Origin of the sequence: Novosphingobium sp. Chol11, from assembly GCF_900218065.1 — a bacterium.
GTDB classification, from domain to species: Bacteria; Pseudomonadota; Alphaproteobacteria; order Sphingomonadales; family Sphingomonadaceae; genus Sphingobium; species Sphingobium agri.
Genome location: NZ_OBMU01000001.1, coordinates 47,417 through 70,676 on the forward strand (window position 1 = coordinate 47,417; position 23,260 = coordinate 70,676).

The window sequence follows — 23,260 nt, forward strand, 5'->3', positions numbered from 1 at the left end:
GCTGAGCTTTCGACAAGCCCAGCCCCAGTTATTCAGGAAATCCTTTGAAGGGAACGGCTTATCCCGCAATGGCCATGCGGCGCAGGTCGCGCGCCTTGGTCAGGATGATCTCTTCCAGCTTCTGCACGGTCGCAGCCTGCACCGGCGCATCGACCCACTGGCCGCCCTGGTTCACCTGGCGGCTGGCCGCGACGCGCAGCGCATCGGCGCGCAAGTCCTGGTCCAGGATCGACACAGTCAGCTTCATCCGCTCATTGGGCGTGTTCGGATTGGCGTACCAGTCCGTGACGATCACGCCGCCGTTAGAATCGGTCTGCACCATCGGCATGAAGGACAGCGTGTCCAGCGTCGCCCGCCACAGATAGCTGTTGACGCCGATCGTCGTCACCTTGGACGCGGCCAGGTCGGCCTTGGGCCGCTCCTTGGACCCGCCACCGCACGCGGCGAGCGGCAGAAGCGCGGCCAGCAGCAGACCGGCGGAAACAGGAGCGGGTAGGCGGCGGACCATCAGGATATGTCCCATATTTGAAGAAAAACGCCCCGCATCTATAGAGAAGCCGTGGCAATGGGCAAGGGGGCGTCGCCGCCGCTGAAACGCTTGGCCGCCTCGCGCGTTTGGACTCTGTGTGTTCCGTGCAACAGCGCGGACAAAAAGGTCATGACGCACTACCCATCGCAGGCACATAGGTGTACAGCTTTAAAAAATTAGTCGGTGGGGAAGAGATTCGTGTGATGCGCATGAATAGGGGACATTTGGCGTTAGCGGGCGCGGCAGTTGCCGTCGCTGGCTTCATGCTGTCTCCTGCCATTGGCGCTGCCACCGATCTTGTGAAGCTCCGCGCCGATGTCCCGGTTTCGCTCGGCGCGCTGGGCAGCATCTCCTCCTTCACGCCCACGACCAAGGATCCGCGCCTCGCTGCCGCCTATGCGCGCATCGCAGCTTCGGCCGGGCGTCAGAATTTCAAGTTCACGCCCACCAGCGGTTCGCTCAGCGGACAGCGCTCGGTAACGGTCATGGTCCGCGCGGCCGACCTCAATGATCGCGTGACGGTCAGCCGCACGATCGACCCGGTCGGCATCGCGCCCGTCGCTTTCAGCCTGAACAATGCGCATAACTGGCGCAAGTTCGCCCTGCCCGAAGCGGTGGGTCGCAAGGAACTGGACCCGGTTTCGATCGAGCAGATGGCTGGCGCGAAGAATTTCTCGCTGGATCAGGGCAAGAATCGTTTCAGCACCAAGGTGATGATCGAAAGCCGCCGCGATCCGGGCACGGCGATCCGCAACCCGAACGCGGACAAGGATTATTCGCTGGATCTCGCCAGCTCCTATTCGCTGACGCGCAACCTGAACGTCACCGCTGGTCTTCGCTACAATAATAGTGTGATCGGCCGCCTGACCCCGATGACCGACGACCGCCAGGATAATCAGGCGGTGTATCTGGGCACCGTATTCAAGTTCTGATCCTGGTCTCCAGCTGCCTTCAACCTATGATTTGAGCCACTCCCCCGTCATCCCTGCGAATGTTGGGATTTCGTGAGGGTGAGCGCTGTCAAAAACCAACAGGCCTGGGGCGCATTGTCTAGCGGCCAGGATCCAAAACATTCCCCTGTTCCCTTCAGGGATCAGCCAGAGGCACCTGACCCTGGCCGAGGTGCCGAGCGAAGTGAAGGCGGGAGCGGGGACGATTAGGGCGACGTTCCCTCCAATCCCCGCTCCCCACCCCTCTCCCCTGAAGGGGGAGAGGGGAAATTCACTCCTGTGCAAGCCACTATGATCCCTCAGTAAGACCATCGATCGCCGCCCAGCCTGAAGCGCCGATCCCCTTCAGCATCAGCCGATGCTCCGCACGAACGCCTCCCAATGCGACGATCGGCACCCTCGCCCTGCGCGCCAGAGCCGCGAAAGCGACCCGCCCCAGCACCCTGCCCCCCGGATGCGACCGCGTCGCAAAGAGCGGCGAGAGGAAGACAAGGTCCACCCCCGCCTGCTCGGCCGCTCGCAATTCGCGCGCATTGTGAACGGCCATGCTGCGAACCAGAGGCCGCGCCGCCCGCCAATATCCCCGTCCATGCCAGCCATCGGCACCCCAGGCCGCTGCCTCACGCGCCGATCCCGCCAGCAGCAGCATGAGGCCCCGCCGCCGCGCCACCTGCGCCAGCCTGTGGAACAGGTCCCGTCGCGCACCCACGCTGGTATGATAATGGCGGAACAGAATACCTCCCTGCCCCTTCGGCAACCGCGCAGCGCTCGCCAGCAGCACGTCATCCGACACGCGCTCGTCCGTCACCAGCCAGATCGAGGGCAGATTTTTAGCGTAGCGGGCTCTCATCGCCCTCGCCTATAGCAGCCCCTATGACGACCGACAGCATCGAAGCCGCCGACCGGCTGAACGCCCTGCGCGATAGCATGGGGCGTGCGGCCCGCCTCACCGGCCGCACCGCCGATGATATAACCCTCATCGCCGTCTCCAAGACGCAGGAAGCCGCCGCTATCCGGCCCCTCATCGCCGCGGGCCAGCGCATATTCGGCGAAAACCGTGTTCAGGAAGCGCAGTCCAAATGGCCCGTGCTGCGCGAGGAAACCCCCGGCCTTTCCCTGCATCTTGTCGGCCGACTGCAATCGAACAAGGCGGCCGACGCCGTCGCCCTGTTCGACGTCATCCATTCGCTCGATCGCCCTTTCCTGCTCACCGCGCTCGCCAAGGCCATGGATGCGGCCGACAAGCGCGTCCCCTGCTTTATTCAGGTCAATATCGGCGCGGAAGAGCAGAAGGGCGGCTGCCCAATCGCGGAAACCCCGGCACTGATCCGCGCCGCGCGCGATGCCGGCATCCCCGTGGCCGGCCTGATGTGCGTCCCCCCCGCGGACGTCGAGCCCGCGCCCTATTTCGCGCTGTTGGCAAAGATCGCCCGGGACGAGGGCGTGGATCAGCTATCCATGGGCATGTCGGGCGATTTCGAAACGGCGATCATGCTGGGCGCCACCCATATTCGCGTCGGCACGGCCCTGTTCGGCGAAAGGCCTTCTCCCGCCCGCCCTGTTCCGGCGAGCGGGAGAGGCATGATCAGAAACTCCCGCGAAGGGTAATGCCGTAGGTGCGCGGTTCAGCCAGATAGGCCGAGATAAGCTGGTTTGCCATTGGCGCGCCAAGCGCGAACTGACCCGTCGTCGATGTCGAAGGGCTGCTCGACTGCAACGGACTGCTGAACGCCACCTGGGTATAATCCTGGTTGAAGATATTCTGGCCCCAGAATTCCACCGCCCAGCGCTGCTCGGGTCCCCGAATGCCGACCCGCGCGTTGAACACGGCAAAGCCATCCTGCCGCTTTTCTGGGAACAGGTCCGACCCCGTGTTGAAGTCGCTGGTCATGCGCCCGTCGATATAGAAAAGCGCGGACAGCCCGGAGGAGCCGATCTCCGGCGTCCAGGATGCGCTGACCGTCGCCACCACCTCGGGCGCCTGGCTGTTGAGCGATCCCGGCAGCAGGAACAACGCCGGATCGAGCGGTACGGACCCGTCGCCACTGCCCACCAGCCGGTTGGCGAATTTCGCCCGCGCATAGGTAAATCCGCCCGCCACGCGGACATTGCGCACTGGCGACGCCGACAGTTCCAGTTCGACGCCCTGGCTGATCAGGCCCGGTCCCACATCATCGCTGTCACAGGTGCGGCCTGCCGACAGCGATCCATCACAGCCATTGATATTCTGGACGACGAAGCTGGTGCCGTTGAAGGTGTTCAGCTGGAAATTCTTGAACTCCTGCCGGAACGCCGCGATGTTCACGCTCCACTTGGGCTGGGTATATTTCAGCCCCACTTCAAAGGCATCGACCTTCTCCGCCGCAAAGCGAAGGCTGCTCACATCGGCATTGCTGCGCGGAGAGAAGACGGCGGGAACGGGGTTCAGCCCGGTCGATCCAAGCTGGAACCGATCGAGATTATAGCCGCCCGCCTTATATCCCTTCGAATAGCTGCCATAGACCAGCATTTCGTCCAAAGGCTTCCATGACAGCACGGCCGTTCCGGAAAACTCGCCATCGCTGATCCTGTCGTTGAGGTTCAGCGTATTGAGCCCGGTCGAACTGTTGCCCAGGCAACCCAGCGTCAATATACCCTGCGCCAACGCGGCGGCGCTCCCCAATGCAGGGGTGGTGGCGATCTCGAACAGGTCGTTCAGCGCCCCGGGATTGCGCGCCTGCAACGCAGCGCAAGTTCCGTTATTATTGCTGAAATCTGCCGAGAAACGCTTTGTCTCATGCGTGTAGCGCAGGCCCAGCGTCAGATCGAGCTGCTTGGTGATGTGAATGATGTTGTGGGTGAAGAGCGCCCAATTTTCGCTCTTCTGACGATATACCGACGCCAGATCGCCCGTGCCGCCGGGAATCGCCGCCAATGCGCGTAGCCCGTTCCCAAGGCCGGTTGAAAGTGCGCCCGCGGCGCCAGCGCCGATTGCAGGCGTCAGACCCGCATTGAGCTGCGCCTGCGTCCCGCTGATCAGCGCCTGTGTCGCGAGGCCACTGCCGCACGCCGCGAGTTGCTGCGCCGTCAGGTTGCTGTTGACCCCAGCCCCGGCCATCAGGCGGCACGCGGCAAAGCGGCCATAGTCGTCGCCGAAGACGATGTTGTCCTCCAGCGTCAGCTTCTCATGCGCATAGTAGCCGCCGACCAGCCAGTCGAGAACCTCGCCAAAGGCGGAGCCTTGCGCGCGCAATTCCTGCGTAAAGGTGCGGAACTGACGATAGGTATTGGGATCGCGGTACAGCAGGTCAGCGCCGCTATAATCATAATCGCCATAGTCCTGGCTCTTATAATCACGATAGGCGGTGATGCTGGTCAGTTTCGCGCCGCCCAAGTCGTAATTGACCTCGCCCGACAGGCCCCAATCCTTGACCTTGCTGACATAATCGCGCCCGGGCGTGATCGTCAGCTCCCGGTCGTAGGGATCGGACGGGAAGACACTGCCCTGTCCCGCCAGGATCGCGGCGATGCGATTGAAGGGAGCCGTGCTGTACCCGCCGCCCGCCACCGGCCGCCGCTCGCGCGTCTCGATATAGGCCGCGCCGCAGCAGCTTTCGTCACGATTGGTATAATCGCCGATCAACCGGATCGACAGCGCGTCATTGGGTTCGAACAACGCCTGCCCGCGCAGGAAATAGCGGTCGCGATCATTGGTCTCGCCAACCTTGTTTCCGCTCGTGTCCACCAGGTCGAAAAAGCCGTCCCGCTTAGACCAGACCCCATCCAGGCTGAGGGCAAGCTTTTCGGATACGGGCCCCGTGATGCGCCCGGCGAGCCGCCAATAGTCATAATTGCCGTAGGTGACCTCGGCCTTGCCGCCCAATTCGAACTCCGGCGCCTTGCTGATCACGTTGATAAGGCCAGCCGAGGCGTTGCGCCCGAACAGCGTTCCCTGCGGCCCGCGCAGCACTTCCACGCGCTCGATTTCGCCCAGTTCATTGAGGCCCGCGCCAGTGCGGGAACGGTATACGCCATCGATGAACACCGCGACCGAGCTTTCCAGCCCCGGATTGTCGCCGACCGTGCCGATGCCGCGAATGCGGGCGGACGCATTGGCTTCCGACCCGGTCGAAGACACCAGCAGCGATGGCGCGAGCTGGTTGAGCGACCGGATATCGCTGGCGCCGCTATTCTGCATGGCCTGCGCCGTCACGGCGGATACCGCGATCGGCACGTCCGACAGCGGACTGGCCCGGCGCGTCGCCGTTACGATGATGATGCCTTCATCCTCTGCCGCGCTGGTCTGCGATTGGGTTTCCTGCGCCTGCGCATGGGATACGGATCCAGCCAGCGCGATGATGCCGGCGGACAACAGCCAAAGATTCTTCTTGCTCATGAGACCCTTTCCTCTCCTGCAGCGCATGATTGTCCCATGTCGTCTACGGAGTGCGATTATGCGGACACAGCAGGCCAAAGGCAAGGCAAGCCAGCTTTTCCAACCCTTTGCGTCCGTTGGTTTACCTGATTACAGGTTTCTGTGGCTTAGCAGCAACAGCTTAACGCTACGTTTCCGTAGCGTTGCTAGCCAAGCGGGAAACGCAGCATGCGGTCGGCCACCGGCACCATCGCCATAGCGCCGGGCCCGACGGCGCGACGGATTTCGCCATGTCCTGCGTCCAGCCCGCCGGTTAGCGCGCCCAAGGCAGGCAGAATCAGCTTGGAAGAAGAGCCGACAAAGCAACGCCGCGATACCCGTCGCCCACGCAACGACAGGCGGAGCTTGGGGTGGAAATGGCCTGAAATTTCCGGTCGCGGATCGACCGGATCGGCCTCATGCCGCAGCCAGATGCCATCGACCTCGGCTTCCACGACACGCCGCCCACCCGGCGTCGCATCCATGCCGGCGTCATGATTTCCAGTGATCCACAACCAATCCAGCCGCGCCGTCAGCGCCTCCAGCCGCTCGCGGGCCTTGGACGGCAGCCGCGCCGCGCCATCGGCATCGTGAAAGCTGTCCCCCAGCGACCACACCGCCCGCGCGCCCGTCCGCGCCACCAGCGCCTCGATCACGTCCAGCGTCGCCTGGCTGTCATGCGGGGGCAGGAACTGGCCGAACCGGCTGAACCAGCTCGCCTTCTCGAAATGCAGGTCCGCCACCAGCAAAGCCGATCGCGCGGGCCAGAATAGCGCCGCCTCAGGCAAAGCCATGAATTCGTGACCCGCGAACGAAAAGGGAACCATGGCTCGCCTATGCGCGCTCGCGCCCGCCCTTTCAAGAGCGGTTTGAAGCCGCTATGGGCGCGCCATGGCTTCGCCTTTCACCATCGCCGCGCTTTACCGCTTCGCCAGCTTTGCCGATCCTGAAGCTCTGGCGGTTGAGCTGCGGGACATCTGCGCGCGGCTCGGCACATGCGGCACGCTGATTCTCGCGCGCGAAGGCATAAACGGCACGGTCGCTGGAAGTGCCGAAGCGATCGACGCCCTCCTCGCCCATATCCGAACGCTTCCGGGCTGCGCCGATCTCGACGTCAAATTCGCCACCGCAGAAGAACCGCCCTTCGCCCGCATGAAGATCAAGGTGAAGGCGGAAATCGTGACGCTGGGCGCAGGCGACCTTGACCCCGCATCCCAAGCCGGGCGCTATCTCAACCCGGCCGAGTGGAACGCGCTGATCGCCGATCCCGACACGATCGTCATAGACACCCGCAACGCCTATGAGGTTGCCGTCGGCAGCTTCGACCGCGCGATCGATCCCGGCACGCGCTCCTTCCGCGAATTTCCCGCCTGGTTTGACCGCTTCGCCGAGCAGCTGCGCGAAGAAGGCCGCGAGCCGCGCATCGCCATGTTCTGCACCGGCGGCATCCGCTGCGAAAAGTCGACGGCGCTGGTGCGCTCGCGCGGCTTTGAGCATGTCTATCATCTGCGCGGCGGCATCCTGCGCTATCTGGAAGAAATGCCGGAAGACCAGAGCCGATGGCAGGGCGACTGCTATGTGTTCGATGAACGCGTGTCGGTCGGCCACGGCCTGACGCCCGGCAACCACATCATCTGCCGCAGCTGTGGCCTCGCCCATCGTCAGGGCGCAGCGCATGTCTGCGTGGCAGAAGGTGACACCGCCTCATCTCAGGCGTGATAGCGGTGCAACCCCGACCCATGCTCCCTTAGCCAGGCGCGGGCGGGCTTGGGATCTTCTCCCAATATCCGCGCATGGGCCGCGTGAAAGGCCGGGCTGTGATCCATGTGCAGCAGATGGGCGAGTTCATGCGCCACCGTCGCGCGCCGGACATGCGGCGGGCACAGGATCAGGCGCCAGCTGTAGCGGATCGCCCCGCTTGACGCGCAACTGGCCCAACGGCTGCGAGGATCGCCTATGCCGACCGACGCCACGATCAGGCCATGATCGCGCGCCATCGCATGGCTTTCCTCTTCCATCACCACCCTCGCACGCGCCTTAAGCCAGCGCAGCACACGCGGCCCCACCGATTCGCGCACGCCGCCAAGCGTCAGCCGGTCGCCCTCGATCCGCACCGTGCGCGACGCGTCCGCGATCCAGCAGATGCGGAACTCCCGCCCTTCCAGAGGAAAGCATGTCCCATCCTCTAATCGCACCAGCGCGGGCCGCGCCGCCATCTGCGTCCGGACCCAGCCTTCATGCCCCTGCGCCCACCCCAGCGCGCGGTTGAGATTGGCCCGCATCGGCAGCGACAACCGCAATTCCCCGCGCGCATGGTCGAGCGACAGACGATAAGCTTTGGCCCGCGCTGACCGGCGGATGCGGACAGGAACGGCAACCCCGTCGATCGTGATGCTGCTGTCAGATTTCGCGGTCGACAAGATGGTTTTCCCAATCGCCCGCGTCCGCCTCCGCAATCGTCCAGCCGCGCACTGATTCCCGCGCACGATGCACCGCCTCGCGATCGCCGCTGATCAGATAGTGCCAGGACGGCAACGGCTTGCCCTCGCCCCGCAGCCGATACGCGCAAGTCCGCGGAAGCCAGCTGATGGTCTTCACCTTTTGCGGGGTCAGCCGGACGCAGTCGGGCACGAAGCGCCGCCGTTCGCTGTAATTGCTGCACTGCCCGCTATGCCGGTCGAGCAAACGGCAGGCGACGTTGGTCGGATAGACGCGCCCCGTATCCTCATCCTCAGCCTTGTGCAGGCAGCATTTGCCGCACCCGTCGCACAGCGCTTCCCACTCCGCGCGGTCCAGCTTGTCGAGGGGCTTTTCCCAGAAGTTCAAACCGTCACTTGACCCATTTTTCCAGGAAGGCGCGTACATCATCCGCCGTGCCTTCCTGCTTGTCCGCCGATCCCGGATCATCCACCGGCACCAGAGCCACGGGCTGACCGTCGGGCCCGAACAGATAAGGCGTGCGGCTATGGCTTACCAGATAGCCGCTGGCTCCTTCCGCCTTTTCCTTGTTGGCAATGACGACGAAATCCTTCGCCACCTTCGCGACGTCCTCCGGCGTACCGGTGAGGCCGATCAGCCTGGGGTGAAACGCCGCGACATAGGTCTTCAGCACGGCCGGCGTGTCGCGATCCGGATCGACGCTGATGAAGATCGGCTGCACCTTCGCCGCGCGCTGCGCATCCGCCTTCTCGAATTGGGAAAAGCCCTGCATGATATGCTGCAAGTCCAGCGGGCAGACGTCGGGGCAATAGCTGTAGCCGAAATAGACCAGCCGGTACTTGCCCTTGAAATCGTCCCACCGCACCTTCTTCCCATCCTGGTCGGTCAGGATGAAAGGCGCACCGATGCGCGCTCCGGCCAGATCACCACGCATGCTCTCCGCCTCGCTTGATGCGTTGCCGCCGCCACCCATATTGCAGGCGGCCAGCAGCGCTATGAGCGGCAGGATTAGGGGACGGATCGCTTTGTTCATGGCGCCGCCAGCCATGCCCTGCTATGGGCGCCATTGCAAATGCCAACGGGGCTCAAGGACGATGATGAAGGCTTTTCCGGCTTGGATGGGTGCGGCTCGCGCTGCTGCCCTGGCGCTGACTTTGCTCTCGCCGGTCGCGGCGCAGGCGCAATTTTCGGACGCCTATAATTTCCTGAAGGCGGTGAAGGATGCCGATGGGCAGAAAGTCACCGACCTGATCCAGAAGCCGGGATCGACCGTCATCAACAGCCGCGATGTCACCAGCGGAGAGACCGCGCTGCATCTCGTCATCGCCCGGCGCGATAATACATGGCTTTCCTTCCTCCTCGCTAAGGGCGCCAATCCCAATCTTGCCGACAATCGCGGCAACACGCCGCTCATGAATGCGGTGCAGGCCCGTTTCGAGGATGGCGTCCGCACGCTGCTCGGCAACGGCGCACAGATCGACAAGACCAATGGCAGCGGCGAAACCCCGCTGATCCGCGCGGTGCAGCTACGCGACATCGGGATGGTCCGCCTGCTCGTCGCGCAGGGAGCGAATGCCGACAAGCGCGACACGATCGCTGGCATGTCCGCGCGTGATTATGCTGAACGGGACGCCCGCACTTCGGGAATCGTCGAAGCACTGGCAGCTGCCAAGCCGAAGGCCACGCCATCGGGTCCGGTCCAGGGTCCGACTTTTTAAAGTTGCCAAGCCCGCGGTCTACAACGGACGCGCTAGTCTAAGTCTGCCGTCCACTTTTCGCCCTGAGCCTGTCGAAAGGTCTTACTTCCTTCAAGAAAGGAAAAGGGCTTCGACAAGCTCAGCCCGAACCGCCTTGTCTCCGGCCCCGCGCCTTCCCATCTTCTCTCCATAATCCTGAAAGCCTGGAGAGGCCGGTCATGGAGCGCAAGAACGATATCGAAAAAGCCTGGGAACAGGCACTCGGCAATATATTCCAGCCCTATACGCATGCCCCCCATGACATGAAGAAGGCGCTGGACTCATTTCATGGCAGCCTGACCAACAGCAGCTACGACATCCGCCGCCACATGGCCCGAACTGCGGCCCGGCAGGGTTCCACTGCGCTCAACCGATTCCTGGCTGACGAATATTGGGGCAAGCGCCCCCGATAAGGATGAAGGTGGTGGCGTTTAGCCCTCACCACCCCAATTCCGCAGCATGGTCCGGGTCCGCCAGCGCGGTCAGCCGCCGCGCTGCTCGCCGCGCAAAGCGCAGCGTCTCGGCCTTCCGCCGCGCAGCCGCAAGCGGCTCCACCGGCGCAGGCCGCAGCAATTCCGCATCATATTGATCCGCCACGATCAAGCCGGTGCGCGCGGGCCACAGCGCCTCGCTGTCGAAGAGCGACAAGTCGAAGCCGGAAGGCACTGCCCAAAAGAAGCGGTCGCAATAATCGAGATAATCAGGCCATTTCATGTCGCCCAGCAAATCTGCGCGGCTGCACTTGATTTCTACGATGGTGATGCGCCCCGCGCTATCCAGCGCCATGATGTCGGCACGGCGGCCGTTGGGCAGCGGCACTTCCAATATCCCGCTCATGTCGTGCCGAAAGAACAGCCGCAACGTCCCACGCGCGACGGCCAAGGCGGTGCCGTCAGTCAGTGGAGAGCAGCCCTCATCAGGCGCGGGCAGGGAAGAAGCCGGACTCATGGTCCAGCTTTTAGAACAGGAAGGGAACAAAAGAAAAGGCCGATTCAGTTTCCTGAACCGGCCCGCTGTCCTTGTGATGTGCGACCCGAGGATCAGCGATAGAAGATATGATTGTCGATCGCGGCGAGCTGGCGCTTGCCCCAGCCCGGCGAAACCCGGCGGGCATGGAAGAACAGGGCGCCTTCCGCCTTGCTGTTCCAGCTGTCCTGCATGGCGATCTGGGCGATCGCAACCGCCTCGCGCCAGCTTTCGCTTGCCATCGGAATGGCGGGCATGCCGCGCCCACGCACGAAGCTGAACTGGCCCGGCTGATAGACGACACCGCACAGGCTGCTGGCGAAACGGCCCGACTTCGCCCGGTTGATGATCACGCGAGCGACGGCCAGCTGGCCTTCCAGGCTTTCGCCCTTGGATTCGAAATAGACCGCGCCAGCCAGGCACTTCATGTCGCCTTCGACGCTTTCGGCTTCGCCGTGCGAGGCGACCAGGGCAGACAGATTGTCGGCGCGCACATCGGCGCTGTCGGAAAGATTGGCCAGCGGCTGCGCGACTTCGCGCGGCGCGGCGAAAACAACAGCGGGCTTGGAAGCCGCCGGAGCTGCATTCAGCTCTTGATTTCCGGGAAGGGAAACGACCGATGGAGCGACTTCGCTAGCGCTCGACATGTCGGCCGCAGTTACCGCGACGGTGGCGGTCAGGGCAAATGCCGCGGCAGTCGCGGCCTTCAAACGAAAACTCATTACAACTCAGAAACATGCGGTTCTTGGCCAGGGACGTCGGGAAAAACCCCACACAACTATCGACGTCAGGCCGCCCCCCGTCTGCGTGTTTACCTCCCCCGCCCCCCACGGGCGAATTTGGCAACCTGCGCGTTAAGCGTTGGGAGCGGCCAGTGCCTTTGGCCAGCCGGAGAGTCAACGATTAGCAGATCGTTTCAGCGGCGAACCGTTCCGCATCCGCGATATCGAGTTCGATTACCCACAGATCGGGGTCCGAACGTCGCCGCCTCGCTAGATATTGATTGAGGGAATCGGTTCCCTCTTCCGCCGCAGGCCCGCACCGCTCCATCCTGTACCCGCCAGCAAAGTCCGACACCCGTTCGAACAGCCCCGCGAACTGCCCTTTTTCCGCTGCTTCGATCAGGATCACGCCGCTGATCTCGTCGCCCTTGACCAGCACCGTGGCGAAGCCCCCTGCCGCCGCTGCGCGCCTTACCAGCACGCCGATCAGCATCGCGCTGGTCAGCCGGTCAGCCTGCATAACCCGGCAATGACGACAGCGGGATGTGCGACCGCATGAAAGTGCCCGTTCCCCGGCCGACCTCTTCGCCGTCCATATCGACCAGGCTGGCTTCGGCGACGAACACGCGCCGCTTGCCGCTGATCCAACGGCCTTCCGCACGGATTCGCCCTGGTCCGATGGGCCGGGTGAACAACAGGTTGAACGCGGTCGTCAGCAGAAAACGATCGCTGACCAGGCTGTTCGCCGCATAGAAGGCCGCATCGTCCATCATCTTGAAATAGACGGTGCCATGGACAGCGCCTGCCGCATGGAACTGTTCTTCATCGACATCGAATTCGATGATGGAACGGCCGGGTTCGGCGATCGTCAGTTCCGACCGGAACATCCGGTTGATCGGCGCGGAGCGGTAGAGATTCTCCAGCGCACGAAAATGCGCTGCCTCACCGCTCGGCACATCGGCCATGTCAGGCGGCGTCACGCGCTTCGCCGCCAGCCAGCAGCGCGTGCAGCGCTTCGGCCGATTTCGCCCCCCGCAGCCGCGCGACATGTCCCTCGTCGCGCAAATAGCGCGACACGCGGGCCAATGTCTTCAGATGCTCCGCCCCGCTGTCCACAGGGGAAAGCAAGGCGAAGACGATGTCCACGGGCGCGTCATCGACCGAATCGAAGGCGAGCGGTGGATTGAGCTGCACCACGACGCCGCTCATCCGTTCCAGGCCGGGAATCTTCGCGTGCGGAATGGCGACGCCGCCGCCAAAGCCAGTCGACCCAAGCCGCTCCCGTTCGAACAGGGCATCCGATACCGCGGCTGCATCCAGCCCGTAAGCGGAAGCGGCGAGTTGCGCGATCTTCTGGAACAGCGGCCTTTTGCCGTTAGCCGAAACGTCCGTTGCAAGTGCTTGTGGCGCGACGATGTCGTTGAAATGAACCATGACCAACCTGGAACAGCCGGGCGCGCGCCACGCCCCTTTTGATCACGCGTGCCCGGGGATATAAAGCCCGGCCCCATAAGCCGCCTGCCGCTTCGGGTCAATGGCGGCCCGGGACCGGGCCCGATGGTCAGGCGCGTGCTTGCTCCCGTGGTTCCACCCAGCCGATCGTCCCATCCTGGCGGCGATAGACCATGTTATAGGCCGATGTGCCCGCGTTCAGGAACAACAGCGCGTTGGTGTTGCGCAGGTCGAGCATCATCACCGCGTCAGAGACGCTCGCTTCGGGAATATCGACCCGCGTTTCCGCCACGATCAGCGGTGCGTCAGCCGGTTCCTCTTCCTCCGGCGACGAAGCGAAAATGGTATAGCCCGCGCCATCCAGTCCATTGAGGTCATAGCCATTGGCCCGCTGCGCCTCGGCCGCGACGGCCTGGGGATGACGGTCCTTCAGGCGGCGCATGTAGCGCCGCAGCTGCCGCTCGATCTTTTCTGCCGCCTGGTCGAAGGCCGGATGCGCTTCCTGCGCCTCTCCCGCTCCTTTGAGGATCAGGCCGGTCATCACATGGCAGACGATATCACAGTGGAAAGCCCCGTGGGGCGCAGGCCGGAACGTGACCTGGGCGGAAATCGTGCGCGAAAAATATTTCTCGGCCATCGCCTCCAACCGGGTCGCCACATGCTCTTTTAGAGCGTCGCCCGTATCGACCTGATGCCCGGAAACACGAATATCCATATGCCTTCTCCTTGTTCTTGCCGGGCTGCGGGAGGCAGTCCGGTTGGGCGAAGCGTGAAGGGCAGTATGTCGAACCAGCCTTCAAGCCTCCTCCAGCCAGAGCGGCTTTTCCAGCGTTGCGACAAACGCTGCATGCCTTTCCAGCTCCATCGCGCTGGCCGTGAAAACCCGCGCGGGACGAACAGGGCGAACCGCGATATTGGCCGCAAGTTCCACCCGAATGGCGTCTTTCTCTTCCTCCTGTGCAAGACCAAGGCCGATCTGACGGCCTCCTCTCAATTCGATATACAGCTGCGCCAGCAATTCGGCGTCCAGCAACGCGCCATGCTTGACGCGATGGCTGCGATCGATGCCATAGCGGGTGCAAAGCGCGTCCAGGCTATGCTTGGCGCCCGGATGCAGCTGCCGCGCGATCGCGACGGTATCGATCATCCGGTGCATGCCGATTTCCGGCAGGCCGCAAAGCTTCAGCTCATGGTTGAGGAAGCCGAAATCGAACCGCGCATTGTGCGCGACCAGATGGCTGTCTTCCAGAAAGTCGAGCAGCTCCTCCACGCCATGGGCGAAAAGCGGCTTGTCCTTCAGGAATATGTCGGACAGCCCGTGGATCGCCTCGGCGGCGGCGGGCATCAGGCGCTGGGGATTGTAATAAGCATGGAAGGTGCGGCCTGTGGGCACCCGATTCACGAGTTCGATGCACCCGATTTCCACCATTCGATCCCCAGAAGCGGGGTCAAATCCAGTCGTTTCGGTATCGAATATGATTTCGCGCATTGACCTCTTCATGCCGACTCTGCGGCTCACCCCTGTCGGCCTATCCCTTATCGGCCCGTCTTTGATCCAAGGCAAGCAACCAAGCGCCGCACCTGGCGCTGCGTGGCCGCAAATGTGGTGCCTGTATGGATGATATAGTGTGCGCGCCGCCGCTTTTCAGCATCGGGCGTCTGCAAGTGCAGGATTCTGCGGAATTTCTCCACCGTCATGCCCTTGCGCGCCAGCACGCGCTTGCGCTGCTTCCAGGCTGGCGCCGTCACGACGATGACGCCTGCCAGCTTGCGCTCCATATGCCCTTCGAACAGCAGCGGAATGTCCAGCACGACAAAGGCGCGCGAGCGATGCCGACGCAGGAACGTCATCCGCTCTTCCTTCACCGCCGGATGGACGATCGCTTCCAGCACCTTGAGCTCCTGGGGATGCCCGAACACCGCCGCCCCCAGCTTCGCCCGGTCGACGCCCGCAGGCCCGGTCGTCCCGGGAAAGCGCGCCTCGATGGCTGGCAACAGCCTGCCCCCAGGCCCTTGCAGCCGATGCACCTCCGCATCCGCATCAAAGACTGGCACGCCCTCCCGCCGCAGCATGGCGGCCACGGCCGACTTCCCCATGCCGATCGATCCGGTCAGCCCATAGATTTTCATGGCGCGTCAGGCCGCCAGCAGCAATGCGCGCAATTCCTCGTCCCGCTCGCGGGGGGCCTGCGCGTCGAAAAAGATATCGAACGCCAGCGCCGCCTGCCCGATCAGCATCTCCAGCCCGTCCAAGGCCTTCAATCCGCGCGCCCGCGCTGCCTTGAGCAGTGGAGTCTCCAGCGGCGCATAGACAATGTCATAGACCGTCGCCCCATCGGGCAGGGTGGAAAGGTCCAGATCGAGCACCGGCTGACCCACCATGCCGAGCGAACTTGTGTTGACCAGCAGATCGGCCGCCGGAAGCATGTCGCCCATGCCGATCACGCGCCCCTTGACCTTCGCCCGGTCAAGCAAGGCCTGCCCCTTCGCCGCATCGCGCGCCATGACGGTGATATCGGCCACGCCCAGGCTGGTGAGCGCAAACAGGATCGCCCGTGCCGCGCCCCCCGCGCCAACCAGCACGGCGCTCTCCCCTTTCCACTTGTCGCGGAGCAACGGCTGGAGGAATCCGCCCGCATCGGTATTGGTCCCGATCAGCGGCCCGCCAGTTTCGCTGGCGATCGTGTTCATCGCCCCGATCCGCTCGCGCACGCCGCCCGGATCGTCGGTATAGTCCATCACCGCGATCTTGTGCGGGATCGTGACATTGCATCCCAGCCAGTCCGGATCCGCCCTGCGCTCCAGAAAATAGGCGGAAAGCCCCTCCGCCGTCACATGCGTCTTGCGATATTCCGCTTCGATACCCAGGCAATCGAGCCAGAAATTATGAATGAGCGGCGATTTGCTGTGCGCGATCGGATCGCCGATCACCTCTGCATAGGGAAGCGTGTCAGTCATGACGGCAGAACGCCCCGCACGCGCAGAAAGTCAAGCAGCGGCAGCAACGGAAGCCCCTGAATCGCGAACTGGCTGCCTTCCACCTTGCTGAACAGTTGCACGCCCGGCCCTTCGATCCGGTAATTGCCAACGCACCAGCGGCACTGCTCCCATTCATCATCCAGATACTTAGCTATGAAACTATCGGACAAGGGCCGCACCGTCATCCGCACCCGTTCGATGTGCCTCCAGATCGGCTCGCCATTCAGCGCGATGACGGCCGCGCTATGCAGATGATGCACCCGCCCCGACAACAGGCGCAAAATCCGCTCCGCATCCGCCCGGTCCACTGCCTTGTCGATCATGCTGCCATCATCAAGGCTAAGCGTCTGGTCGCATCCCAGGATCAATCCACCTGGCACCCGGCGTGATATGCGCAGCGCCTTCAACTCCGCCAATGCATCCGCCAACGCCCGCGCGTCCAGTCCTTCCGCCCGCAGCGCTTCCTTCGCCGCTTCTTCATCGACGCCGGGCCAGAGCGCTTCGAACGGGACGCCCGCCAACTGCAACAGCGCCCGGCGGCTTGCGCTTTGTGACGCCAGCACGATCATGATTCACTTCCTTCCGCCAACACGCGGTCATTGAACAGATTGATGATCGCAGCCGCCGCTTCCTCAATCGAGCGACGCGTCATGTCAATCACTGGCCAGCCATTGTCGGCAAACATGCGCCGGGCAAAGGCCAGTTCCTCCTGCACCTTTTCCAGATCGACATAGCTGGTTTCGGGCGCCTGGTTCAAAGAGAGCAGCCGGTTGCGGCGGATCTGCACCAGCCGCTCAGGACTGACGGTCAGCCCCACGACCATCGGGTGCCTCAGCGAATAAAGGCTGCGCGGCGGCGGCGATTGCACCACCAGCGGAATGTTCGCCGTCTTGTATCCGCGATTGGCAAGATAAATGGACGTCGGCGTCTTGGACGCGCGCGACACGCCCGCCAATACGATGTCCGCCTCCTCCCAATTTTCATGGCCCACGCCATCATCATGGGCGATGGTGAACTGGATCGCCTCGATCCGCGCGAAATAGGCTTCGTCGAGGATATGCTTGCGCCCTGGGCGGTTGCGCGTCTCCTGACCCAATATGTTGGACAGCGCGTCGGTCACGCTGTCGAGCGCAGCGACATGGGGCAGGCCCAGTGCCCGGCAGCGCGTTTCCAGCCGCCGCCGCAGCTGGTGATTGGACAGGGTGAACAGGACGAGGCCCGGATTGGCGGAAATCTCCTCCATGATCCGGTCGAGATGGACATCGGACCGCACCATCGGCCAGAAATGCCGCACCGCCTCGACATTTTCAAAGGCGCCGATCGCCGCCTTGGCGATATTTTCCAGTGTCTCGCCGGTGGAGTCAGACAGCAAATGCAGATGGATACGCGACATGACGCATATCTCTGTGTGGAGCCTGTGGATAAAGCAAGGGATAGGTTGCGGACGAAATACCCCTTTTTAGGTAGCTCACATTAGCCGGAATCTTATCCACATGGCTCCCACAGGCCGTCATTTTCATCCACAGCCTGTGGGTAACGTGGATGAACGGACTGACTCGCACCGGAATCCTTGACGTGAAGGAGTCAAGCTGTTGGCAAATCCGGGCACAGCGCATAAACCCCGCTGCCAACGCCTCTACTATCTCCATCATCCTTTTTAAGAATCTAAATAAGAGAGATTATGACGGGACCAGATGCCGGCCTTTCCGCTGGACCTTCCAAGCCGCTGCTTTCCGTCCTGAAGGGTGAAAGCCTGTCCCTGCCGCCCATGTGGCTGATGCGCCAGGCGGGCCGTTATCTGCCTGAATATCGTGCCTTGCGCGCGCAGAAGGGCGGATTTCTCGAACTGGTCTATGACAGTCCGGCGGCCGCTGAAGTCACGCTTCAGCCGCTGCGCCGTTTCGGCTTCGATGGTGCGATCCTCTTTTCAGACATTTTGATCGTGCCTTACGCGATGGGGCAAAATCTCTGGTTCGAAACAGGGGAGGGGCCTCGCCTCGCACCCATCCTTGGCGAAACCGATTTGTCAGCGCTGAAGCCTGACCTCAGCCGCTATGAAGCCGTCTATGAAACAGTGCGGCGGGTGAAAGCGGCGCTGGACCCCTCCGTTACCTTCCTCGGCTTTGCAGGCAGTCCCTGGACCATTTCCACCTATATGGTGGCCGGGCAGGGCAGCAAGGATCAGGGCGCGGCTCGTCGTCTCGCCTATCAGGACCCGGAACGGTTCGGCGCGATCATCGATGCCATTATCGAGTCCACCGTCACCTATCTGTCAGGCCAGATCGATGCCGGCGTAGAGGCGGTGCAGCTGTTCGACAGTTGGGCAGGCAGCCTGGCGCCGCTTCAGTTCAACCGCTGGGTGATCGAACCCAATCGCCGCATCGTCGAAAAGCTGAAAAGCCTGCATCCTGGCGTCCCGATCATCGGCTTCCCCAAGGGCGCTGGAGCGAAGCTTGCCGACTATGCGGCAGGGACCGGCGTTGACGCGATCGGTGTCGATGAAACCATCGATCCCCATTGGGCGAACCGGGTGTTGCCGGAGGGGCTGCCTGTGCAAGGTAATCTCGATCCGCTGGCGCTCATCGCCGGGGGCAGGGCGGTCGAGGAATCGGTCGACAACATCCGCGCCGCCTTTGCGAGAAGGCCCCACATTCTGAACCTCGGCCATGGCATTCTCCCCGATACGCCGATCGCCCATGTCGAGGCGCTCATCGCCTATGTCCGGCAAGGAAAGGGAAGCTGATGCCTTATCTTGGAGCTGCCTATCTGTGGGTGAAGGCCGCCCATGTCATCTTCGTCATCTTCCTGATGGCGGGACTGTTCATGATGCCGCGCTTCTTCGTCTATCATCACCAATGCGCCGTCGGATCGGATGAGGACCGCAAATGGATCGACCGCGAGCAGCGGCTGCTCAAGATCATCCTCAATCCCTCTCTGATCCTCGTCTGGGTCTTCGGCCTCATGCTGATGGTGGAAATTGGCGCCTGGCAATTCGGCTGGTTCCACTTGAAGCTGCTCTTCGTCCTTGGCCTTTCCGCCTATCATGGCTGGATCGCAGGCTATGCGAAGAAGCTCGCCAAAGGCCTGCGCCCATTAAGCGAAAAGAAGCTGCGCCTGATCAACGAAGTCCCCGGCATCGCCGCCGCAGTCATTGTGGTCGCCGTGATCGTCAAACCTTTTTGAACAGCGTCATCCCAGCGAAAGCTGGGATCTCATGAACCTCGTCATTCCAGCCTCCGCTGGAATGGTTCAGGAAGGCTCCACCGCAATATTATCGATAAGCCGCGTCCGCCCCAGCTTCGCCGCGCCCAGCAGCCGCGCGGGGCGATCCAGCACGTGCATCGGCTCCAGCGTCACCGCGTCGCACAGCGTCACATAATCGATAGGTTCAAAGCCATGCGCGCTCAGCATCGTGATCGCCTTGGCAATCGCCGCTTCGACACTCGCGCCTTTCTCCATCTGCCGCGCCGCTTCACCCAAAGCGCGGGGCAGGGCGAGTGCTTCCTTGCGCTCTTCGTCGGTCAGGTAGGCGTTGCGCGATGACAGGGCCAGCCCATCCTCGGCCCGCTGCGTCGGCACGCCGATGATCTCGATCCGCATGTCAAGGTCGCGCACCATCTGCCGGATCATCGCAAGCTGCTGATAATCCTTCTCCCCGAAGAGCGCGACATCGGGCTGCACCTGGTTGAACAGCTTGGTGACGACCGTCGCCACGCCATCGAAATGCCCCGGCCGCGCCGCGCCGTCCAATCCTTCGGTGATCCCTGAAACGGAGATGTTGGTCGCATAGCCCTCCGGATACATGACCTGCGGGGTAGGCGCCCACAGCGCATCGACGCCTGCGGCCTGCAACATCTGCGCGTCCTTGGCCTCGCGCCGGGGATAGGCGTCCAGATCCTCGTTCGCGCCGAACTGCCGCGGGTTGACGAAGATCGACACCACGACATGCCCGGCATGCCGCCGCGCTTCCTCGACCAGCGCCATATGCCCTTCATGCAGCGCGCCCATCGTCGGCACCAGCGCGACGGGCCGCCCAACGCTTTTCATCGCATCGATCGCGGTTCTTAAGGAAGGAAGGTCACGCAGGGTTTGCACGGGACGAGGGGCTCCGATATGGCAGGTGCACGGGGACTATCCTGCTAAAGGCACGACCCGACAATAGGGTCAAGAATCGTTGCGGCAATAAACGGGGTTATCAATGGGTACGAACACCCAAACGCATCATATCGTCTTCGCCAATGAAAAGGGCGGGACCGGCAAGTCGACCACCGCCGTGCACACCGCCATCGCCTTGACCGCGCTCGGCTACAAGGTCGGCATGATCGACCTCGACCCGCGCCAGCGCACCGTCACGCGCTACATGGAAAATCGCGCCGAAACCGCCCGCCGCCGCAGCATCGACCTCCCCGCGCCGGACTTCGCCGTGCTGAAGGGCGACACGATCGAGGCGCTGGAGGAAGAATCCGCCGCCGTGGCAGAGGGCAAGGATTTCCTGGTCGTCGACACCCCCGGCCGCGATGACCTGTTCGCCCGCCACATGGCCGCCCGCGCTCATACGCTGGTAACGCCGATGAACGACAGCTTCGTGGATTTCGACCTGATCGGCCAGGTCGACGCGGAAACCTTCAAGGTCCGCCGCCTGTCCTTCTATTCCGAACTCATCTTCGAAGCCCGCAAGACCCGCGCCAAGGCGGACGGCGTCTCGATCGACTGGGTCGTCCTGCGCAACCGCGTCCAGCATCATGACGCCCGCAACAAGAAGCGCGTCGGCGACGCTCTGATGGAACTCTCCCGCCGCGTCGGCTTCCGCGTCATTCCCGGCCTCTCCGAGCGCGTCATCTTCCGCGAGCTTTTCCCCTCCGGCCTCACCCTGCTCGACAAGGGGCATCTGGGCGACCTCGGCGTCAGCCACATCGCCGCCCGCCAGGAACTGCGCGAGATGGTCTCCGGCCTTGCCCTTCCATCGCGTGAGGAAAGGACGCCGGTCGATCTTCTCGGCGCGGCCTGATGGGTCTTTTCGCCTTTCTTCTTCTCGGGCTCGCCGCCTGGCTCATCTGGACGGGACGTTTGCAGCGCATGAGTGTGAAGGATGGCATGGTGTTGGGGGGCGCGCTGGTGGGCGCGGTCATGGCGGCCAAGGGCAAGCCGCTCGCCGGAGCGCCGTTGCTTTTGGGCGCGGCGCTCTTTTTCATGAACCAGTCGCGCCATAAAAAGCGCTCCGCCGCTCCCAAGGCAGCTCCCGAACCGGCCAGCATCGCCAGAGCGCGCGCCCTGCTCGGCGTCCCTGAGGATGCCGACGAAAATATGATCCGCGCAGCCCACCGGCGGCTGATCGCCTCGGTCCACCCCGATCGCGGCGGCACGGAAGCCTTGGCGGCGGAAATCAACGCCGCCCGCGACCTGCTGCTGTCTGAATCGGACAAAAAGCAGCAGCCGCCCAGCTGCTAGGGCGGTAGAACAGGGTTCATGTCCCACCACTTCCACCCTTCGCTGCTGCGCGAATATGACATGCGCGGCATCGTCGGCAAAACACTGGGCGAGGAAGACGCCTATGCCTTCGGCCGCAGCTTCGGCACGATCGTCAGGCGCAGGGGCGGTTCAGCGGTCGTGCTTGGGCACGACGGCCGTCTCAGTTCGCCCATGCTGGAGCAGGCGGTGGCTGATGGCCTTCAAGCCTGCGGCATCGACGTACTGCGCATCGGCATCGGCCCCACGCCAATGCTCTATTATGCCGAAACGCTGCTCGATGTTGATGGCGGCATCCAGGTAACCGGCAGCCATAATCCCGCCGATCACAATGGCTTCAAGCTGGTACTTGCGCATGAAGCCTTTTTTGGGCCCGACATCGCCCGTCTTGGCGCCATCGCCGCTGCTGGCGATTGGGAAGAGGGCAGCGGCAGCAGCTCCGCCATCGACGTCATGGACTGCTATGTCGCGCGGCTTATGGAAGGATTTGACGGCACCGCCTGGCGCATCGGCTGGGACGCGGGCAATGGCGCAGCGGGTCCGGTCGTGGACAAGCTCGTCAAGCTGCTGCCGGGTGAGCATCACACGCTTTTCACCGAAATAGACGGCAATTTTCCCCATCATCACCCCGACCCGACAATCGAGGAGAATCTGCACGACCTTCGCAACCTTGTCCTCGCGAACAAGCTCCATTTCGGACTGGCCTTCGACGGTGACGGCGATCGTGTCGGTGTCGTCGATGCACAGGGCCGCACCATCTGGGGCGACCAGCTGCTCGCCCTGCTGGCCGCGCCAGTGCTTCAGGAACGGCCCGGCGCCACCATCGTCGCCGACGTGAAATGCAGCCAGATACTGTTCGACCGGGTCGCCGCGCTGGGTGGCCAGCCGCTCATGTGGAAAACCGGGCACAGCCATATCAAGTCGAAGATGAAGCAGATCGGCAGCCCCTTGGGCGGCGAAATGACCGGGCACATCGTCTTCGCCGACGATTATCTGGGCTTTGACGACGGCCTGTACGCCGCGCTGCGCGTCATCCGCATGGCAGGCTATGAGGGCAAGACCATCACGGCCCTGCATGACGATCTGCCGCCGCTGGTGAACACCCCCGAACTGCGATTTGCCGTCGAGGAGGACCGCAAATTCGCGATCATGCGGGATATCATCGCCCGGCTGCGGGCGGAGGGCGCGATCCTGAACGACATCGATGGCGCCAGGGTGACGAGGCAAGAGGGCTGGTGGCTATTGCGCGCCTCCAACACCCAGGCGGAATTGGTCGCCAGAATCGAGTCGCACGATCAACCCGGACTCGAGCATCTTCGGACCGACCTGTGGAGTTATCTGTCACCGCATGTGCCGGGCCTTGATGGGTAAAGAAGCAGAGGAAAGCGAAAAAAAACGGCAACCGTCAACGTTCCTGGTTGCATCTTCCGCTACGGCATCAGCCGGTTTCACCGACAGTTGCAATAAACGCAACCGTGTAGTTTTCTTTCGCAGTTGCGAAAAGCAGCGCCGATCTGCACAAGGAACGGGCCTTTCAGGCATCCTCTCCTAAAACTTTCAGGCCGTCCCTTGGGGCGGCTTTTTTTTGCCTCCAGCGGCCACAGCGGATTTTCCGAACGGGAAATTTA

Annotated in this window: 29 protein-coding genes; 10 read left to right on the forward strand and 19 right to left on the reverse strand. The window is 63.0% G+C overall.

Annotated features, from left to right (window positions below):
- Nucleotides 1-58 precede the first annotated feature (58 nt).
- Entirely contained in the window at nucleotides 59-508 is a 450-nt protein-coding gene (locus NCHOL11_RS00215) for a DUF3576 domain-containing protein (RefSeq protein WP_097092617.1), read from the reverse strand.
- A 224-nt stretch (nucleotides 509-732) separates the two neighbouring features.
- Here NCHOL11_RS00215 and NCHOL11_RS00220 point away from each other — a divergent pair, with 224 nt between their 5' ends.
- Nucleotides 733-1,461, forward strand: a complete 729-nt coding sequence (locus NCHOL11_RS00220) for a hypothetical protein (RefSeq protein ID WP_097090544.1) — start codon at nucleotides 733-735, stop codon at nucleotides 1,459-1,461.
- A gap of 307 nt (nucleotides 1,462-1,768) precedes the next feature.
- On the opposite strand, the gene NCHOL11_RS00225 is transcribed toward NCHOL11_RS00220, so the two are convergent.
- Entirely contained in the window at nucleotides 1,769-2,329 is a 561-nt protein-coding gene (locus NCHOL11_RS00225; protein ID WP_097090545.1) for a thiamine phosphate synthase, read from the reverse strand.
- 23 nt (nucleotides 2,330-2,352) lie between these two features.
- Here NCHOL11_RS00225 and NCHOL11_RS00230 point away from each other — a divergent pair, with 23 nt between their 5' ends.
- Entirely contained in the window at nucleotides 2,353-3,087 is a 735-nt protein-coding gene (locus tag NCHOL11_RS00230) for a YggS family pyridoxal phosphate-dependent enzyme (RefSeq protein WP_097090546.1), read from the forward strand.
- Here NCHOL11_RS00230 and NCHOL11_RS00235 read toward each other — a convergent pair.
- Both NCHOL11_RS00235 and pdeM read right to left on the reverse strand, forming a co-directional pair.
- A complete protein-coding gene (locus NCHOL11_RS00235; protein ID WP_097090547.1) occupies nucleotides 3,065-5,854 on the reverse strand; it encodes a TonB-dependent receptor in 2,790 nt (929 codons plus the stop codon). The genes NCHOL11_RS00230 and NCHOL11_RS00235 overlap by 23 nt on opposite strands.
- A gap of 185 nt (nucleotides 5,855-6,039) precedes the next feature.
- Nucleotides 6,040-6,699: a ligase-associated DNA damage response endonuclease PdeM gene (gene pdeM, locus NCHOL11_RS00240; protein WP_097090548.1), complete on the reverse strand. Its 660-nt coding sequence runs from the start codon at nucleotides 6,697-6,699 to the stop codon at nucleotides 6,040-6,042.
- A 64-nt stretch (nucleotides 6,700-6,763) separates the two neighbouring features.
- Between pdeM and trhO the strand changes: the two genes are divergently transcribed.
- A complete protein-coding gene (trhO, locus tag NCHOL11_RS00245) occupies nucleotides 6,764-7,591 on the forward strand; it encodes an oxygen-dependent tRNA uridine(34) hydroxylase TrhO (protein ID WP_097090549.1) in 828 nt (275 codons plus the stop codon).
- On the opposite strand, the gene NCHOL11_RS00250 is transcribed toward trhO, so the two are convergent.
- From NCHOL11_RS00250 to NCHOL11_RS00260, 3 genes are read right to left on the reverse strand one after another with little or no spacing between them, the layout of a single operon-like run.
- Nucleotides 7,582-8,292: a M48 family metallopeptidase gene (locus tag NCHOL11_RS00250; protein ID WP_097090550.1), complete on the reverse strand. Its 711-nt coding sequence runs from the start codon at nucleotides 8,290-8,292 to the stop codon at nucleotides 7,582-7,584. The genes trhO and NCHOL11_RS00250 overlap by 10 nt on opposite strands.
- Complete coding sequence (locus NCHOL11_RS00255; RefSeq protein ID WP_097090551.1) at nucleotides 8,273-8,698, reverse strand: YcgN family cysteine cluster protein; 426 nt, start codon at nucleotides 8,696-8,698, stop codon at nucleotides 8,273-8,275. Before NCHOL11_RS00255 ends, NCHOL11_RS00250 begins: the two co-directional genes overlap by 20 nt.
- A gap of 4 nt (nucleotides 8,699-8,702) precedes the next feature.
- Complete coding sequence (locus NCHOL11_RS00260; RefSeq protein ID WP_097090552.1) at nucleotides 8,703-9,359, reverse strand: SCO family protein; 657 nt, start codon at nucleotides 9,357-9,359, stop codon at nucleotides 8,703-8,705.
- A gap of 46 nt (nucleotides 9,360-9,405) precedes the next feature.
- Here NCHOL11_RS00260 and NCHOL11_RS00265 point away from each other — a divergent pair, with 46 nt between their 5' ends.
- Together NCHOL11_RS00265 and NCHOL11_RS00270 are read left to right on the forward strand one after the other, a co-directional pair.
- The gene (locus NCHOL11_RS00265; RefSeq protein ID WP_247232044.1) at nucleotides 9,406-10,029 is read left to right on the forward strand and encodes an ankyrin repeat domain-containing protein; all 624 of its coding nucleotides are present in this window, start codon (nucleotides 9,406-9,408) and stop codon (nucleotides 10,027-10,029) included.
- Between the two features lie 197 nt (nucleotides 10,030-10,226).
- Nucleotides 10,227-10,460 (forward strand): hypothetical protein, encoded by a 234-nt coding sequence (locus NCHOL11_RS00270; RefSeq protein WP_097090553.1) that lies wholly within the window; start codon nucleotides 10,227-10,229, stop codon nucleotides 10,458-10,460.
- Nucleotides 10,461-10,485: 25 nt separating this feature from the next.
- On the opposite strand, the gene NCHOL11_RS00275 is transcribed toward NCHOL11_RS00270, so the two are convergent.
- From NCHOL11_RS00275 to NCHOL11_RS00325, 11 genes are all read right to left on the reverse strand, one after another.
- A complete protein-coding gene (locus NCHOL11_RS00275; protein ID WP_097090554.1) occupies nucleotides 10,486-10,995 on the reverse strand; it encodes an MmcB family DNA repair protein in 510 nt (169 codons plus the stop codon).
- A gap of 92 nt (nucleotides 10,996-11,087) precedes the next feature.
- Complete coding sequence (locus NCHOL11_RS00280) at nucleotides 11,088-11,735, reverse strand: cell wall hydrolase (RefSeq protein ID WP_097090555.1); 648 nt, start codon at nucleotides 11,733-11,735, stop codon at nucleotides 11,088-11,090.
- A gap of 181 nt (nucleotides 11,736-11,916) precedes the next feature.
- On the reverse strand, nucleotides 11,917-12,255 hold the full coding sequence (locus NCHOL11_RS00285) for a DUF1491 family protein (protein ID WP_247232061.1): 339 nt from the start codon (nucleotides 12,253-12,255) through the stop codon (nucleotides 11,917-11,919).
- Nucleotides 12,245-12,700 (reverse strand): PaaI family thioesterase, encoded by a 456-nt coding sequence (locus NCHOL11_RS00290; RefSeq protein ID WP_097090556.1) that lies wholly within the window; start codon nucleotides 12,698-12,700, stop codon nucleotides 12,245-12,247. The genes NCHOL11_RS00285 and NCHOL11_RS00290 overlap by 11 nt, the downstream gene beginning before the upstream one ends.
- 1 nt (nucleotide 12,701) lies before the next feature.
- Nucleotides 12,702-13,169, reverse strand: coding sequence for a PTS sugar transporter subunit IIA (locus NCHOL11_RS00295; protein ID WP_097090557.1), 468 nt, complete (start codon nucleotides 13,167-13,169; stop codon nucleotides 12,702-12,704).
- Between the two features lie 127 nt (nucleotides 13,170-13,296).
- Nucleotides 13,297-13,902, reverse strand: a complete 606-nt coding sequence (hpf, locus tag NCHOL11_RS00300) for a ribosome hibernation-promoting factor, HPF/YfiA family (RefSeq protein WP_097090558.1) — start codon at nucleotides 13,900-13,902, stop codon at nucleotides 13,297-13,299.
- An 81-nt stretch (nucleotides 13,903-13,983) separates the two neighbouring features.
- Nucleotides 13,984-14,676, reverse strand: a complete 693-nt coding sequence (gene dnaQ, locus NCHOL11_RS00305) for a DNA polymerase III subunit epsilon (protein WP_097090559.1) — start codon at nucleotides 14,674-14,676, stop codon at nucleotides 13,984-13,986.
- A 47-nt stretch (nucleotides 14,677-14,723) separates the two neighbouring features.
- On the reverse strand, nucleotides 14,724-15,317 hold the full coding sequence (gene coaE / locus NCHOL11_RS00310; RefSeq protein ID WP_097090560.1) for a dephospho-CoA kinase: 594 nt from the start codon (nucleotides 15,315-15,317) through the stop codon (nucleotides 14,724-14,726).
- A gap of 6 nt (nucleotides 15,318-15,323) precedes the next feature.
- A complete protein-coding gene (aroE, locus tag NCHOL11_RS00315; RefSeq protein ID WP_097090561.1) occupies nucleotides 15,324-16,145 on the reverse strand; it encodes a shikimate dehydrogenase in 822 nt (273 codons plus the stop codon).
- On the reverse strand, nucleotides 16,142-16,735 hold the full coding sequence (locus NCHOL11_RS00320; RefSeq protein WP_097090562.1) for a Maf family protein: 594 nt from the start codon (nucleotides 16,733-16,735) through the stop codon (nucleotides 16,142-16,144). The genes aroE and NCHOL11_RS00320 overlap by 4 nt, the downstream gene beginning before the upstream one ends.
- Nucleotides 16,732-17,559 (reverse strand): pyruvate, water dikinase regulatory protein, encoded by an 828-nt coding sequence (locus NCHOL11_RS00325; protein WP_097090563.1) that lies wholly within the window; start codon nucleotides 17,557-17,559, stop codon nucleotides 16,732-16,734. Before NCHOL11_RS00325 ends, NCHOL11_RS00320 begins: the two co-directional genes overlap by 4 nt.
- Nucleotides 17,560-17,847: 288 nt before the next feature.
- Here NCHOL11_RS00325 and hemE point away from each other — a divergent pair, with 288 nt between their 5' ends.
- Both hemE and NCHOL11_RS00335 read left to right on the forward strand, forming a co-directional pair.
- Nucleotides 17,848-18,909, forward strand: coding sequence for a uroporphyrinogen decarboxylase (hemE, locus tag NCHOL11_RS00330; RefSeq protein WP_097090564.1), 1,062 nt, complete (start codon nucleotides 17,848-17,850; stop codon nucleotides 18,907-18,909).
- Nucleotides 18,909-19,349: a CopD family protein gene (locus tag NCHOL11_RS00335; RefSeq protein ID WP_097090565.1), complete on the forward strand. Its 441-nt coding sequence runs from the start codon at nucleotides 18,909-18,911 to the stop codon at nucleotides 19,347-19,349. The genes hemE and NCHOL11_RS00335 overlap by 1 nt, the downstream gene beginning before the upstream one ends.
- A gap of 66 nt (nucleotides 19,350-19,415) precedes the next feature.
- On the opposite strand, the gene panC is transcribed toward NCHOL11_RS00335, so the two are convergent.
- The gene (gene panC / locus NCHOL11_RS00340) at nucleotides 19,416-20,261 is read right to left on the reverse strand and encodes a pantoate--beta-alanine ligase (protein ID WP_097090566.1); all 846 of its coding nucleotides are present in this window, start codon (nucleotides 20,259-20,261) and stop codon (nucleotides 19,416-19,418) included.
- 103 nt (nucleotides 20,262-20,364) lie between these two features.
- On the opposite strand from panC, the gene NCHOL11_RS00345 reads away from it, so the two are divergent.
- The 3 genes from NCHOL11_RS00345 to pgmG are packed head-to-tail and all read left to right on the forward strand — an operon-like array spanning nucleotide 20,365 to nucleotide 23,003.
- Nucleotides 20,365-21,174, forward strand: a complete 810-nt coding sequence (locus NCHOL11_RS00345; protein ID WP_097090567.1) for a division plane positioning ATPase MipZ — start codon at nucleotides 20,365-20,367, stop codon at nucleotides 21,172-21,174.
- Nucleotides 21,174-21,614, forward strand: coding sequence for a J domain-containing protein (locus NCHOL11_RS00350; protein WP_097090568.1), 441 nt, complete (start codon nucleotides 21,174-21,176; stop codon nucleotides 21,612-21,614). Before NCHOL11_RS00345 ends, NCHOL11_RS00350 begins: the two co-directional genes overlap by 1 nt.
- A gap of 18 nt (nucleotides 21,615-21,632) precedes the next feature.
- Nucleotides 21,633-23,003, forward strand: a complete 1,371-nt coding sequence (pgmG, locus tag NCHOL11_RS00355) for a phosphoglucomutase/phosphomannomutase PgmG (protein WP_097090569.1) — start codon at nucleotides 21,633-21,635, stop codon at nucleotides 23,001-23,003.
- Nucleotides 23,004-23,260: the final 257 nt, after the last annotated feature.